This window comes from Vreelandella glaciei, from assembly GCF_013415125.1.
GTDB lineage: Bacteria > Pseudomonadota > Gammaproteobacteria > Pseudomonadales > Halomonadaceae > Vreelandella > Vreelandella glaciei.
Map to the genome: position 1 here is coordinate 144,297 of NZ_JACCDE010000001.1, position 12,087 is coordinate 156,383.

Annotated in this window: 10 protein-coding genes; 7 read left to right on the forward strand and 3 right to left on the reverse strand. The window is 54.2% G+C overall.

What is annotated here, in order from left to right:
• The first annotated feature begins 33 nt into the window (after positions 1 to 33).
• Together ftsZ and lpxC are read left to right on the forward strand one after the other, a co-directional pair.
• Positions 34 to 1,212, forward strand: coding sequence for a cell division protein FtsZ (gene ftsZ / locus HZS80_RS00680; protein WP_179914838.1), 1,179 nt, complete (start codon positions 34 to 36; stop codon positions 1,210 to 1,212).
• A gap of 135 nt (positions 1,213 to 1,347) precedes the next feature.
• Complete coding sequence (gene lpxC, locus HZS80_RS00685; protein ID WP_035566253.1) at positions 1,348 to 2,259, forward strand: UDP-3-O-acyl-N-acetylglucosamine deacetylase; 912 nt, start codon at positions 1,348 to 1,350, stop codon at positions 2,257 to 2,259.
• A gap of 181 nt (positions 2,260 to 2,440) precedes the next feature.
• Here the strand turns inward: lpxC and HZS80_RS00690 are convergent, their stop codons facing one another.
• Entirely contained in the window at positions 2,441 to 2,905 is a 465-nt protein-coding gene (locus tag HZS80_RS00690) for a DUF721 domain-containing protein (RefSeq protein ID WP_035566250.1), read from the reverse strand.
• Between the two features lie 112 nt (positions 2,906 to 3,017).
• Here HZS80_RS00690 and HZS80_RS00695 point away from each other — a divergent pair, with 112 nt between their 5' ends.
• From HZS80_RS00695 to HZS80_RS00710, 4 genes are all read left to right on the forward strand, one after another.
• On the forward strand, positions 3,018 to 3,380 hold the full coding sequence (locus HZS80_RS00695; protein ID WP_035566248.1) for a hypothetical protein: 363 nt from the start codon (positions 3,018 to 3,020) through the stop codon (positions 3,378 to 3,380).
• Between the two features lie 104 nt (positions 3,381 to 3,484).
• Entirely contained in the window at positions 3,485 to 6,217 is a 2,733-nt protein-coding gene (gene secA, locus HZS80_RS00700) for a preprotein translocase subunit SecA (protein WP_179914839.1), read from the forward strand.
• 54 nt (positions 6,218 to 6,271) lie between these two features.
• A complete protein-coding gene (gene argJ / locus HZS80_RS00705; RefSeq protein WP_179914840.1) occupies positions 6,272 to 7,501 on the forward strand; it encodes a bifunctional glutamate N-acetyltransferase/amino-acid acetyltransferase ArgJ in 1,230 nt (409 codons plus the stop codon).
• Positions 7,502 to 7,622: 121 nt separating this feature from the next.
• Positions 7,623 to 8,579 carry a Nudix family hydrolase gene (locus HZS80_RS00710; RefSeq protein WP_035566239.1) on the forward strand — a complete coding sequence of 319 codons (957 nt, stop codon included), beginning with the start codon at positions 7,623 to 7,625 and terminating at the stop codon, positions 8,577 to 8,579.
• A gap of 93 nt (positions 8,580 to 8,672) precedes the next feature.
• Here the strand turns inward: HZS80_RS00710 and HZS80_RS00715 are convergent, their stop codons facing one another.
• Together HZS80_RS00715 and HZS80_RS00720 are read right to left on the reverse strand one after the other, a co-directional pair.
• Complete coding sequence (locus HZS80_RS00715) at positions 8,673 to 9,575, reverse strand: carbon-nitrogen hydrolase (RefSeq protein ID WP_179914841.1); 903 nt, start codon at positions 9,573 to 9,575, stop codon at positions 8,673 to 8,675.
• Between the two features lie 10 nt (positions 9,576 to 9,585).
• On the reverse strand, positions 9,586 to 10,653 hold the full coding sequence (locus tag HZS80_RS00720; protein ID WP_035566235.1) for an agmatine deiminase family protein: 1,068 nt from the start codon (positions 10,651 to 10,653) through the stop codon (positions 9,586 to 9,588).
• 180 nt (positions 10,654 to 10,833) lie between these two features.
• On the opposite strand from HZS80_RS00720, the gene HZS80_RS00725 reads away from it, so the two are divergent.
• Complete coding sequence (locus HZS80_RS00725) at positions 10,834 to 12,075, forward strand: lipoprotein-releasing ABC transporter permease subunit (RefSeq protein WP_035566233.1); 1,242 nt, start codon at positions 10,834 to 10,836, stop codon at positions 12,073 to 12,075.
• Positions 12,076 to 12,087 lie beyond the last annotated feature (12 nt).

Sequence of the window (12,087 nt, forward strand, 5' to 3'; positions counted from 1 at the left end):
AGGGCCGCAAGCGCGGTTCAGGAGACGGGGCTTATGTTCGAATTGGTAGATAACGCACCCTCGAGCAGTGCGGTCATCAAAGTGGTTGGTGTTGGCGGCGGTGGCGGCAATGCTGTTAACCACATGGTCGAAAGCAATATTGAAGGCGTTGAGTTTATCTGCGCTAACACTGACGCCCAGGCGCTTAAGCGCTGTTCAGCAAAAACCGTGTTGCAACTGGGTAGCGAAATCACTAAAGGATTAGGTGCAGGTGCCAATCCCGACGTGGGGCGGCAGGCGGCTATGGAAGACCGCGAGCGTATCGCGGAATTGCTGGTCGGCGCCGATATGGTGTTTATCACTGCTGGTATGGGCGGTGGCACCGGTACTGGTGGTGCGCCCGTGGTGGCTCAGGTCGCTAAAGAGCTTGGGATTCTTACCGTCGCGGTAGTGACGCGCCCCTTCCCCTTTGAAGGGCCGAAGCGAATGCGCGCCGCTGAGGAGGGCATGAAAGAGCTCTCCGAGCACGTTGATTCGTTGATCACGATTCCCAACGAAAAGCTGCTTTCCGTATTGGGCAAAAACGCCACGCTGCTAACAGCCTTCAGTGCGGCGAACGATGTGCTGCTAGGCGCTGTGCAAGGTATCGCAGAGCTGATTACCAGCCCAGGTATCATTAACGTCGATTTTGCTGATGTTCGCACCGTAATGTCTGAAATGGGCATGGCGATGATGGGTACCGGTGGGGCGACGGGCGAGAATCGTGCTCGTGAAGCTGCCGAAAAGGCTATTCGCAGTCCGCTGCTGGAAGATATCGACCTGCATGGCGCGCGCGGTATTTTGGTTAACATCACCGCTGGTCCCGATTTATCAATCGGTGAGTTCAATGATGTTGGCGCTACCGTTCAAGAGTTTGCTTCTCCAGATGCCACCATCGTCGTTGGCACCTCCATTGACATGGAGATGTCTGATGAGCTGCGCGTCACGGTTGTTGCCGCAGGCCTAGATGGCCAGAAAGCCAAAACCACCGCACGCGAACCGGCGCGCCGTTCAGCGGCGGAATCAACATCCGATTATCGCAAAATGCAGCAACCTACGGTGATGCGTCAGCAGGCGACAGCGCGTGCTGAAGCACCCGAAGCTGCCGCTAAACCTCGTCCTGAGAAGCGTCGCTCTACTGAAGCTGATGACTATTTGGACATCCCCGCGTTTCTACGCCGCCAGGCGGATTGATTCTCGATAACAGTCTCACTGTAACAGCGGGCGAGCGTTTTATTGGCTAAAACGCTCGCTTGCTGTTAAAGTGAACACTGTTTGATAACTTTTTCCCCTGCGGTTATTACCGTCATCAGAGTTCGGCTACTATCCATGATCAGACAACGCACCCTACAAAACGTCATTCGTGCCACCGGAGTGGGCCTGCATTCAGGCAAAAAAGTTCATTTAGCTCTGCGTCCGGCGCCGGCCGATACTGGGATTGTGTTTGTCAGAACCGATCTGGACCCCGTTGTACACGTGCCAGCGCGAGCTGAGTTGGTTGAAGATACCAAGCTGTGCACGGCGCTTTCATTTAATGGGGTTAAAGTCGCTACTGTTGAGCACTTGATGTCAGCCTTTGCTGGATTGGGTATTGATAACGCCTACGTAGACGTTAGCGAACCTGAAGTTCCCATAATGGATGGTAGCGCTAGCCCGTTTGTCTTCTTGATTCAGTCAGCCGGTATTCTGGAACAGGATGCAGCAAAGAAATTTATTCGCATTAAACATCGTGTAGCTGTTAACGATGGTGATAAAGAGGCTGTTTTCTTGCCCCACCAAGGGTTTAAAGTCTCGTTTGCGATTGATTTTGACCACCCCGTTTTTGAACAGCAGAAACAGACGGCGTTGATCGATTTTTCGACCACATCATTTGTCAAAGAAGTGTCGCGCGCACGTACCTTTGGTTTTATGCGTGATTTAGAGTTTTTACGCTCTAACAATTTGGCATTGGGCGGCAGTTTAGACAATGCGATCGTGGTAGACGATTACCGCATTGTTAACGAAGGTGGTTTGCGCTACGAAGATGAGTTCGTCAAGCATAAAGTATTAGATGCCATCGGCGATTTATACCAGTTGGGTTACAGTCTGATTGGTGAGTTTCGTGGTGTTAAGTCAGGACATGCGTTGAATAATCAGCTGTGCCGTGAGCTGATGGCTCAGCCTGACGCTTATGAAATAGTGACGTTTGAAGAAGATAAGGCCGTGGCGCCGATCTCTTATGCTGCGCCCGCAATGGCATAATATAGCCGCTTATAGAAAAGCTGCTATTAGCTAATAAGGTAGTCCGAAGAGTTATCGTAGCAGTGGTAATATCAATAAAGCATCGCTTAGGCGGTGCTTTATGCATTTTGTCGCCAGCATACGTTTTACGCCAAGAGCGTTATAGCCGGCAAATTTGTTTGCCATAGCCTTATGGCAACTGTTACTCGTTGGGTGGCTGAGCATGAGAGGCAAGCCGTTCAAGGGCGCGCTTTAACGTGGGATTTGTCGTGTCTTCAGCGCATTCAGCCAGTGTTTTGCCTGCATCTGCTGAAAGGCTGCGTGTATTACGTAGCGGGGCCACGATAGGGTGCACTGGGCGCACTTTAAAGGTAAAGCCGCTCACGCTTTCAAAGCCAGGCAACTGATGAAGCAGCTCTAATAGCCGACGCTGCTCAAAACGTAACCAGGTTAGCCAGCCTGCTTGACCACTGATCAGTGTTAAGCGACCTTCGCGAAAGCCACCGACAAAAATATGTTCACGCATCTCTTCGGGCAGATGCGCGCGAAGATGCTGCTGCGCCTGGTCAATTAAACGAGATAGGCGCATTAACTGACTAATATCGCCCGACTTTGAGAGTAGGCGGGCAATGGGCTGTGCGCGAGAACGCTTAACCTTTATACTCATACGCTTAATTCCTAGGGCACCGCTATCCTAGGGTGCCGCTAATGATGATGTCGGAGACATTAACCGATCTCACTTTAGCAGATTTTACCACGCTCAGGAGCCGGTCTACAGCATGTCACCTACGCTTGATGTTCAATCAGCTTTGCCGCGGCGCCATCGCCGGTATGGCTTAGCGCGTTGGTGGCTGGCCGGCTTATTAGTAAGTTGCCTATTACCCGCGAGTTTAAGCCCTGCGGATGCTTTTCGCAGTGGCGAACGCAGCGTTACTATCTGTTTATGGGTACCCGCGATTTTACGTGCGCAGTCGCACTGGATTGCTAAACGGCAGCGCGCTCTGCGCCGTTGGGCTCAACGCCCTAGGCGCTTTGCCCCGGTGCGGCGTCTCAGCAGTTGGCTTGCGCCGATGGCCCTGCTGGTGGCGGCGCGTGATGTTTTGACCCAGCGCGGACCTCCTGCCCATCAAGTATGCCGTTAAGATACTTACTTTGTCCCTACGCTGGTAGGTAGAAGACCTGCAGAAAAAGGTCTGCTGTATATAGGCAAAGTCCGATGGGTTGTTCGTGAATACTTGGATATTTCATGCTTAATAATTTATTACGTAAAGTCGTTGGTTCTAAAAATGACCGCGATGTAAAACGCATGCATAAAAATGTGCCTCAGATTAATGCCCTAGAAGCAGAATTTGAGGCATTAAGTGACGCTGATTTGCAGCAAAAAACAGCGCAATTGCGCGAACGTCTCGCGTCAGGTGAGTCCCTAGATGCGCTGTTAGCTCCCGCCTTTGCAATCGTCCGAGAGGCCAGTAAGCGCGTTATGGGCATGCGTCACTTTGACGTGCAGATGGTGGGTGGAATGACCCTGCACCGTGGCCGTATTGCAGAAATGAAAACCGGTGAAGGTAAAACCCTGGTGGCAACGCTGGCGGTGTATCTGAATGCGCTAACGGAGAAAGGCGTTCACGTGGTGACCGTGAACGACTATTTGGCCCGTCGTGATGCTGAGTGGATGCGCCCGCTGTATGAATTTCTAGGCCTTTCCATTGGTGTTATTTTCTCCGGTCAGTCTGGCGAAGAGAAGCGCCATGCCTATCAGTGCGATATTACCTACGGCACCAATAACGAGTTTGGCTTTGATTATCTACGCGATAACATGGCGTTTTCGTTAGAAGACAAAGTGCAGCGTGGCCTGCATTTTGCGATTGTCGATGAAGTTGACTCGATTCTTATCGATGAAGCGCGTACACCGCTGATTATTTCGGGCGCGGTAGACGAAAATACGGATCTCTATAAAGTCGTTAATCAGTTGGCCCAGCAGCTTGAGAAAGGCGAAGAGAGTGAAGATGAAGATGCTCCGGTGGTCGGCGACTTCTTAGTTGACGAAAAGCAGAAACAGGTAGAGCTAACGGAGCAGGGACATAACAAAGTTGAAGAGCTAATGCGCGGCGAGGGTTTATTGGGTGATGAAGAATCACTCTATGCAGCGCAAAACCTCAATTTGCTCCAGCATATGCATTCGGCCCTGCGCGCCCGCTACCTCTATAATCGTGATGTCGATTACATCGTTTCTGAAGGTCAGGTAGTCATCGTCGACGAACACACTGGCCGTTCGATGCCAGGGCGCCGCTGGTCGGAAGGCTTGCACCAGGCTGTAGAAGCCAAAGAGGGCGTTACAGTACAGCGCGAAAGCCAAACGCTTGCCTCCACCACCTTCCAGAACTATTTCCGTCTGTATGAGAAGTTAGCCGGTATGACCGGTACAGCGGATACTGAAGCCTTTGAATTTCGTCAAATTTATGGCCTCGACGTGGTGGTTATTCCTACCAACCGTCCATTGGCACGTAAAGACCTGAACGATCTGGTCTATTTGAGCGCTGAAGAAAAATACGAAGCGATCATTAAAGATGTCAAAACTGAGACGGAAGCTGGGCGCCCTGTGCTGGTTGGTACGGCCTCAATTGAAACATCGGAGTACCTTGCCAACCTGATGCGAGAGGCAGGCCTCGCGTTCAACGTGCTTAACGCCAAACAGCACCAGAGTGAAGCCGAAATTATCGCTCAGGCAGGCCGCCCAGGGGCTATTACCATCGCCACCAACATGGCTGGCCGGGGTACCGATATTGTGCTGGGGGGCAATTGGGAGGCTGAATCGGCCAAGCTGAAAAACCCAAGCCAAGCGCAGGTTGATGCGTTAAAAGCCGAGTGGCAGGCACGTCACGATGCTGTGTTGGCCGCTGGCGGCTTACATGTGGTAGGGTCTGAGCGCCATGAGTCTCGGCGTATCGACAATCAGCTGCGCGGCCGTGCTGGTCGCCAGGGCGACCCCGGCTCCACGCGGTTCTTCTTGTCGCTTGAAGACAGCCTGATGCGTCTGTTTGGCTCTGATCGCGTTAAGCGCTTGATGCAGGCGTTAGGGCTTGAGCATGGTGAAGCCATTGAGCATAAAATGGTCTCCAATGCGGTTGAGCGTGCCCAGAAAAAAGTCGAAGGGCGTAACTTCGATATTCGTAAGCAGCTGCTTGAGTACGATGACGTTGCCAACGACCAGCGCCGGGTGATCTACGACCAGCGTAATGAAATTCTCGCCGCGGACGATGTGGCTGATGCCGTTATCGGTATTCGTGAAGAGGTAATGGAAACGGCAATTAGCAGCTATGTTCCTCCTCAGAGCCTGCCCGAGCAGTGGGATTTGCCCGGTTTGGAAGCGCACCTGAAAACGGAGTTTAATCTTGATGTGCCCGTGGTTAAGTGGGCTGCTGAGGATGATCGCTTTAGCGAGGAGCAGTTACGTGAGCGGCTGCAGACCATGCACCGTGAAGCCTATGCGGCAAAAGTGGCTGCAGCGGGCGAGAAACTGATTCGTCGCTTTGAGAAGCAAGTCATGCTGCAGGTGCTGGATACGCGCTGGAAAGAGCACCTTCAGTCAATGGATCATCTGCGCCGTGGTATTCACTTGCGTGGCTATGCCCAGAAAAATCCCAAGCAGGAGTACAAGCGTGAATCGTTTGAGCTCTTCCAGCACCTGCTTGACCATATTAAAGAAGATGTAACGCGCATTCTGAGCCACGTTCAGGTTCGTCAGCCCGAGGAAGTAGATGCCCTTGAGCGTCAACGCCGCGAAGCGCTGGAGCGCGAAACCGCCACCGCCGCTAGTCGTCATGATGCCCCGACCCCTGAGCAAACTGAGAGCGAACAAGAAGCGCCTGGCAGTGAAGGGCGTCCGGTGCGTCGCGAAGGCCCCAAAGTGGGCCGTAACGACCCCTGTTTTTGTGGTTCAGGTAAAAAGTACAAGCAGTGCTGTGGCAAATTAAGCTAACGGCGATTGTGTCTTAGATAACGTCTGACCAAGGTTTGCCTAAAGGAGAGAATCATGGCGGTGGGAAACACTCCCTTTCCAGAGTTGCCACCCCTGCAAGGGGTGCGCCTTGGGGTTGCAATGGCGGGTATCAAAAAGCCGAATCGTCGTGATGTGGTGGTGATTGAATTGCCCGATACAGCGACGGTATCGGGGGTTTTTACCCGTAATGCCTTTTGTGCAGCGCCGGTAGTAGTGGCCAAGCAGCACCTTGAGCAGTGCCGTGCGGAGCACCGCTCGCCGCGTTATTGGTTGATCAATACCGGCAACGCGAACGCGGGCACTGGCGAGGCAGGCTTGCGCGATGCGCGGGCATGCTGTGCTGAGCTTGCCAAGCAGGTTGGGGTTGCGGCTGAAGATATAATGCCGTTCTCAACCGGCGTGATTGGTGAACCGCTGCCAATGGAGAAACTGCTAGCGGGATTGACACCGGCGCTTGAAAGTTTGTCCAGCGACAGTGTTGCCTGGGAACACGCAGGCCAAGGCATTTTAACCACCGACACCCGGGCCAAAGGGGCCAGTGTCACGGTTGAAATAGGTAATCAGCAGGTAACGATTAACGGCATCACGAAAGGGTCGGGCATGATCAAGCCCAACATGGCGACCATGTTGGGCTTTGTGGTGACCGATGCAGCTATCGAGGCACCGCTACTGGATCGGCTACTGCGTGAAACCGTCGATCGTTCGTTTAACTGCATCACGGTGGATAGCGATACCTCTACCAATGACGCCTGTATGTTGGCGGCGACCGGCACAGGCCCTCGAATCGCCGATGAAGCGCAGATAGCCGCGTTCAGTAACGCTTTACAGCGGGTAATGACCGGGCTGGCGCAAGCGATCATTCGCGATGCTGAAGGGGCGACCAAGTTCGTCACCCTGCAGGTTGGCGAAGCGCAAAGTCGGCAAGAAGCGCTTGATGTAGCCTTCACCGTTGCTCACTCGCCGCTGGTCAAAACAGCGCTGTACGCTTCTGATGCCAACTGGGGGCGAATTCTAGCAGCCGTCGGGCGGGCGCCGGTGAACGACTTTGACGTTAACCGCGTGGTGATTGACTTAGGCGACGTGCGTTTAGTCGAACAAGGTGGACGCGCGGCAGGCTACACCGAAGCGGCGGGAAGCGCTGTCATGGCGCAGTCAGAAATTACCATTCGCATTAACTTGGGGCGCGGCGAAGAGAGTGCCACGGTGTGGACCTCTGACCTCTCTCATGACTATGTGTCTATCAACGCGGATTACCGTAGCTAGTCGGTCGCTCTCAGCCGAGGGCATTGGTTGGCAGGGATAATGGACACACGCAGCGAGATAGCGCCGATGGCAGAAGCGTTGGTGCGCGCAGTGGATCAAGACGTAACGAGTATATGAGTATATGAGCATAAAGGTAAAACGACGGGTTCACGTCGCGGCAGCTGCGATTATCAGCGCCGATCAACAGCAAGTACTGATCGCTCGTCGACCGTCAAACGTTGATCATGGCGGACTGTGGGAGTTTCCGGGTGGCAAACTAGCACCTTATGAGACCGGTCTTGAAGGATTAAAGCGTGAACTGCATGAAGAGCTGGGCGTCGAGATTGTTTGTGCTCAGCCATTGATTCGCGTCCACCATGAGTATCCTGACAAGCATATCCTGCTGGATGTATGGCAAGTGCATGAGTTTGCCGGAGAGCCTTTTGGCCGTGAAGGACAGGCCGTGCGCTGGGTGCCTATGAGCGAACTCTCCAACTATCCTTTCCCGGCGGCCAATTTACCGATTCTGCGAGCGGTAAGATTGCCTACCGAGTATTTAATTACCGGGGAAGAGGCTGACGAAGCGCGCTTCGATGCATTTTTGGAGCGTGCGTTGCGTGAAGATAAAATTCGCTTGGTGCAGCTGCGTGCCAAGCAGTTGGACGAAGCGGCTTATCTCGCCCGTGCTCAGCGAGCGCTGACTCTATGCCGTGAGCACGGCGCGCGGCTGCTGCTGAATGGTGAACCCACGCTGCTGGATCATATTGACGCTGATGGCATTCATTTGACCAGCGAGCGTTTGATGCAGCTTGAGCGTCGTCCGATTGCTGAAAATAAATGGCTTTCCGCATCGACGCACAACCAGAAGCAGCTGACCCAAGCAGCCGTATTAGGCTGTGACTTTGTCAGCCTGTCGCCGTTGCGCACCACGCCATCGCACCCTGAAGTCGCTCCGCTCGGTTGGCATGACTTTCAACAGTTGGTCGAGCGTGCTGGTATGCCGGTGTTTGCATTAGGCGGTATGACGCGCTTTGATGCCAATCACGCCCGTGCCGTAGGCGCTCAAGGGATCGCCTCAATTCGCGATTTCTGGAAGTAATCGGTCGCGCTAGCCCGTTCTGTATCATCAAAAACGCCTGCCGGGAATGAATACCCAAGCAGGCGTTTTGTTTTCTTGGGGGCGGGCGCGGGGTTAGTCGCGGTAACGGCGAGTTAGATCCCCATACGCATCTACTCGACGATCCCTCAGGTAGGGCCAAATACGGCGTGTGTTTTCACTGCGCGCCATATCAAGCTCAACGACTAACTGTTCAGTCTCTTCCCCCGCATGGGCCAATACTTCACCTTGCGGCCCACAGACAAAACTACCACCCCAGAACTGAATGCCATCGCCGACCTCGGAGTGATCCGCCTCAAAACCAACCCGGTTAGCGACCAGCACGGGTAAACCGTTGGCTACGCCGTGGGCGCGCTGAATCACTGTCCAGGCATCTTTCTGGCGTGCTTTCTCAGCGGCATCATCATTGGGGTCCCAGCCGATCGCAGTGGGGTAGAGCAGTAAGTCCGCACCGGCCAGGGCCATCAATCGGGCGGCTTCTGGATACCACTGATCCCAGCAGACCAGCACGCCAAGACGGCCTACGGATGTCTCAATGGGCGTAAAGCCTTCGCCGCGGGCGCTGTCATGATCGCCTGGCGTAAAATAAAACTTCTCATAAAACCCAGGGTCATCGGGAATGTGCATTTTACGGTACTGCCCAACGCGCCCTTTGGCGCGGTCATAGACCACCGCGGTATTGTGGTAAAGCCCTGGTGCGCGGCGCTCAAACAACGAACCGACCAGGACAATGTCCAGCTCCTTAGCGAGTGCTGCAAGACGCTGGCCGGTCGGGCCATCCAACGGCTCCGCTAGATCAAACAGCGAAGGGTCTTCGAACTGGCAAAAGTAATGAGTGGCATGCAGTTCTTGCAGCAGTACCAACTGAGCGCCTTGTTTAACGGCACTGCGAATACCTGCTTCACTGGCGGCCAGGCTTTGCGCTTTATCAGGCCACGCAGGTTGCTGCACAACAGCGACGGTTAGCGTCGTCGACATGGTGACTCCTTTAACAAATAGCGGTCGCGGGAAACGTACTCTGGGTAAGCGTGCCTTGTGGAAGCTGCATGGTTAAGCAGTGCAGGCTGCCATGTTGGCGAATAACGCTGACGCACTCAATCGGAATTAGGGTGTGTTCGGGAAATGCACTTGCCAGCGCGTGTAGCGCGGTAACATCCGCCGGGTCGCCGTAAGTAGGAACCAGTACGGCTTGATTGATGATCAGAAAATTAGCGTAAGTGGCTGGCAGGCGGTGGCCGTCATCAGGGTCGAAGCAGGCCTGGGGCCAAGGCAGCGCGATTAAACGGTAGCGCTCACCATTGCGTTGTCGAAACGCTTGTAACTCCTGCTCCATCGCCGCCAGCGCCGGATAATGAGGATCATTGGGATCATCGCAGCGTACATAGGCGATAGTGGTTGGATCGCAAAAACGGGCAAGCGTATCGATATGACTGTCGGTATCGTCGCCTTCTAAATGACCGTTGACCAGCCATAATACGCGGTCAATGCCAAAATCTTGGGCGAGCTGGGCTTCTACATCTTCTCGCGATAGCGTGGGGTTGCGGTTGGGGTTGAGCAGGCATGCTTCTGTAGTGAGCAGGGTGCCTTCTCCGTCGGTTTCGATACCGCCACCTTCCAGTACTAAATTCCGTGTCGCTAGCGGGCAAGCCCAAACGCCCGCCTCGGCAAGCCACTGGGTAAGCCGATTATCACGCTCAGCGGGGAATTTTCCGCCCCAGCCGGTGAAGGTGTAATCAAGCATCAGCATCTGGCCCTGGGCGTCGATAACACTGATCGGCCCATGGTCTCGCGCCCAGGTATCATCAGTGGGTGCGACAATAAGCTGCAGCCGGGAAGCAGGCACGCCGTAAGCGTCAAATGTAGTGGTTATGCGTTGTTGCGTTAACTCATCGGGCACGCAAATCAGCACGCGCTGAAAGCGAGTCGTAGCGATCACAATACGTTCCAGGGTGGCTTCGATGCGAGCAAGCATGTGCGCCCAATCGCCGTCAGGCCGCGGCCAGGTCAATTGTATCCCGTCTTGGGGATACCATTCGGGTAGCAAACGATAAGTCATAAAAGCGCAGGCCCACGGTCAGCAGTAAATCGGCGCAATGTAGGCGGTGGCGGGGCAAGTTGCAAGCGTAACGTTTTTAATCTGAACGCTCGCAGGGCTGATCGCTCTAATGGCCGTTTGGAACATGCAGCGAGACTAAAAAAACCGTACCATGAGCGCTTATTGATAAGGAATGACGCCATGCTTGATCGTTTGCCTTTTCTGGTGGGGCTGCGCTACGTGCGCGCTAAACGCCGGAACCACTTTATTTCGTTTATTTCGCTTACCTCAATGCTGGGGTTAATGTTAGGGGTCGCCGTACTTATTCTGGTGTTGTCGGTAATGAACGGCTTTGACCATGAGCTGAGGACGCGCATTTTAGGCATGGTTCCCCACGCTAAAATTGAGTCCCGTGTGGGAATGGTCGAATGGGAGTCTCTGGCCGAAGAGCTGATGCAGCGAGAGCGGGTCATTGGCGCGGCGCCTTTTGTCGAGCAGCAGGGCATGTTCTCGGTCGGTGGCCACAATCAGGGTGCCATGGTGAATGGTATTAATCCCGCTTGGGAAGACCGTGTCTCCATTATTGGCGAACATATGAGCCAAGGGGCATTAGCCGATTTGGTGCCCGGTGAGTGGAATGTAGTGCTGGGGTCGATGCTGGCGCGCAGCCTGGGCGTTGGCGTTGGGGACCGAGTGACGCTGTTGGTGCCTGAGGCATCGATTACCCCGGCTGGGGTGTTCCCGCGCTTAAAGCGCTTCACCGTTAGCGGTATTTTTAGCGTCGGTGCGGATTTAGACGCCAATCTGGCCTATGCCAATATTGAAGACATGCAGACGCTTGCCCGCTTGGGCGACGCTATTGGCGGGCTTCGCCTTCAGCTAGATGACCTGTTTGCTGCTAGTAGCGAAACCCAGGCCATTCTCAATGAGCTTGGCCCTGAGTACCGCGGCAGCGACTGGACGTTCTCTCATGGCAATTTGTTCCAGGCGATACAGATGGAAAAGCGCATGATTGCGCTGCTCTTAACCGTCATCATCGCCGTGGCAGCGTTTAACATCGTCTCCACGCTGGTCATGGTGGTGACGGACAAGCGTGCCGATATCGCTATTTTGCGCACCATAGGGGCCACACCGCGCTCTATCATGGGCATTTTTATTGTTCAGGGGTTGGCCATTGGCTCGATTGGCATTGCGATCGGTGTGGCGGTGGGCGTGCTGCTGGCACTCACTATCGCTGACCTGATTGGCTGGGTCGAAGGAACGCTGGGTATTCAGTTCTTGGATGCTGGGGTTTACTTCATTAGCGATTTACCTTCTCGCCTACAGTGGGACGATGTTAGTCGTATTGTATTGGCCGCCTTTGGTTTGACGTTCCTGTCGACGCTTTATCCTGCGTGGCGGGCGGCGAAGGTTCAGCCAGCGGATGTGTTGCGCTATGAATAATGGCTTCAGGAA

What these genes read in the sequence shown, in the direction of transcription:
- HZS80_RS00725 (WP_035566233.1), top strand. Translation starts at nt 10,834, where the DNA reads ATGCTTGATCGTTTGCCTTTTCTGGTGGGGCTGCGCTACGTGCGCGCT.
- ftsZ (WP_179914838.1), top strand. Translation starts at nt 34, where the DNA reads ATGTTCGAATTGGTAGATAACGCACCCTCGAGCAGTGCGGTCATCAAA.
- HZS80_RS00690 (WP_035566250.1), bottom strand. Translation starts at nt 2,905, where the DNA reads ATGAGTATAAAGGTTAAGCGTTCTCGCGCACAGCCCATTGCCCGCCTA.
- lpxC (WP_035566253.1), top strand. Translation starts at nt 1,348, where the DNA reads ATGATCAGACAACGCACCCTACAAAACGTCATTCGTGCCACCGGAGTG.
- HZS80_RS00695 (WP_035566248.1), top strand. Translation starts at nt 3,018, where the DNA reads ATGTCACCTACGCTTGATGTTCAATCAGCTTTGCCGCGGCGCCATCGC.
- argJ (WP_179914840.1), top strand. Translation starts at nt 6,272, where the DNA reads ATGGCGGTGGGAAACACTCCCTTTCCAGAGTTGCCACCCCTGCAAGGG.
- secA (WP_179914839.1), top strand. Translation starts at nt 3,485, where the DNA reads ATGCTTAATAATTTATTACGTAAAGTCGTTGGTTCTAAAAATGACCGC.
- HZS80_RS00715 (WP_179914841.1), bottom strand. Translation starts at nt 9,575, where the DNA reads ATGTCGACGACGCTAACCGTCGCTGTTGTGCAGCAACCTGCGTGGCCT.
- HZS80_RS00720 (WP_035566235.1), bottom strand. Translation starts at nt 10,653, where the DNA reads ATGACTTATCGTTTGCTACCCGAATGGTATCCCCAAGACGGGATACAA.
- HZS80_RS00710 (WP_035566239.1), top strand. Translation starts at nt 7,623, where the DNA reads ATGAGCATAAAGGTAAAACGACGGGTTCACGTCGCGGCAGCTGCGATT.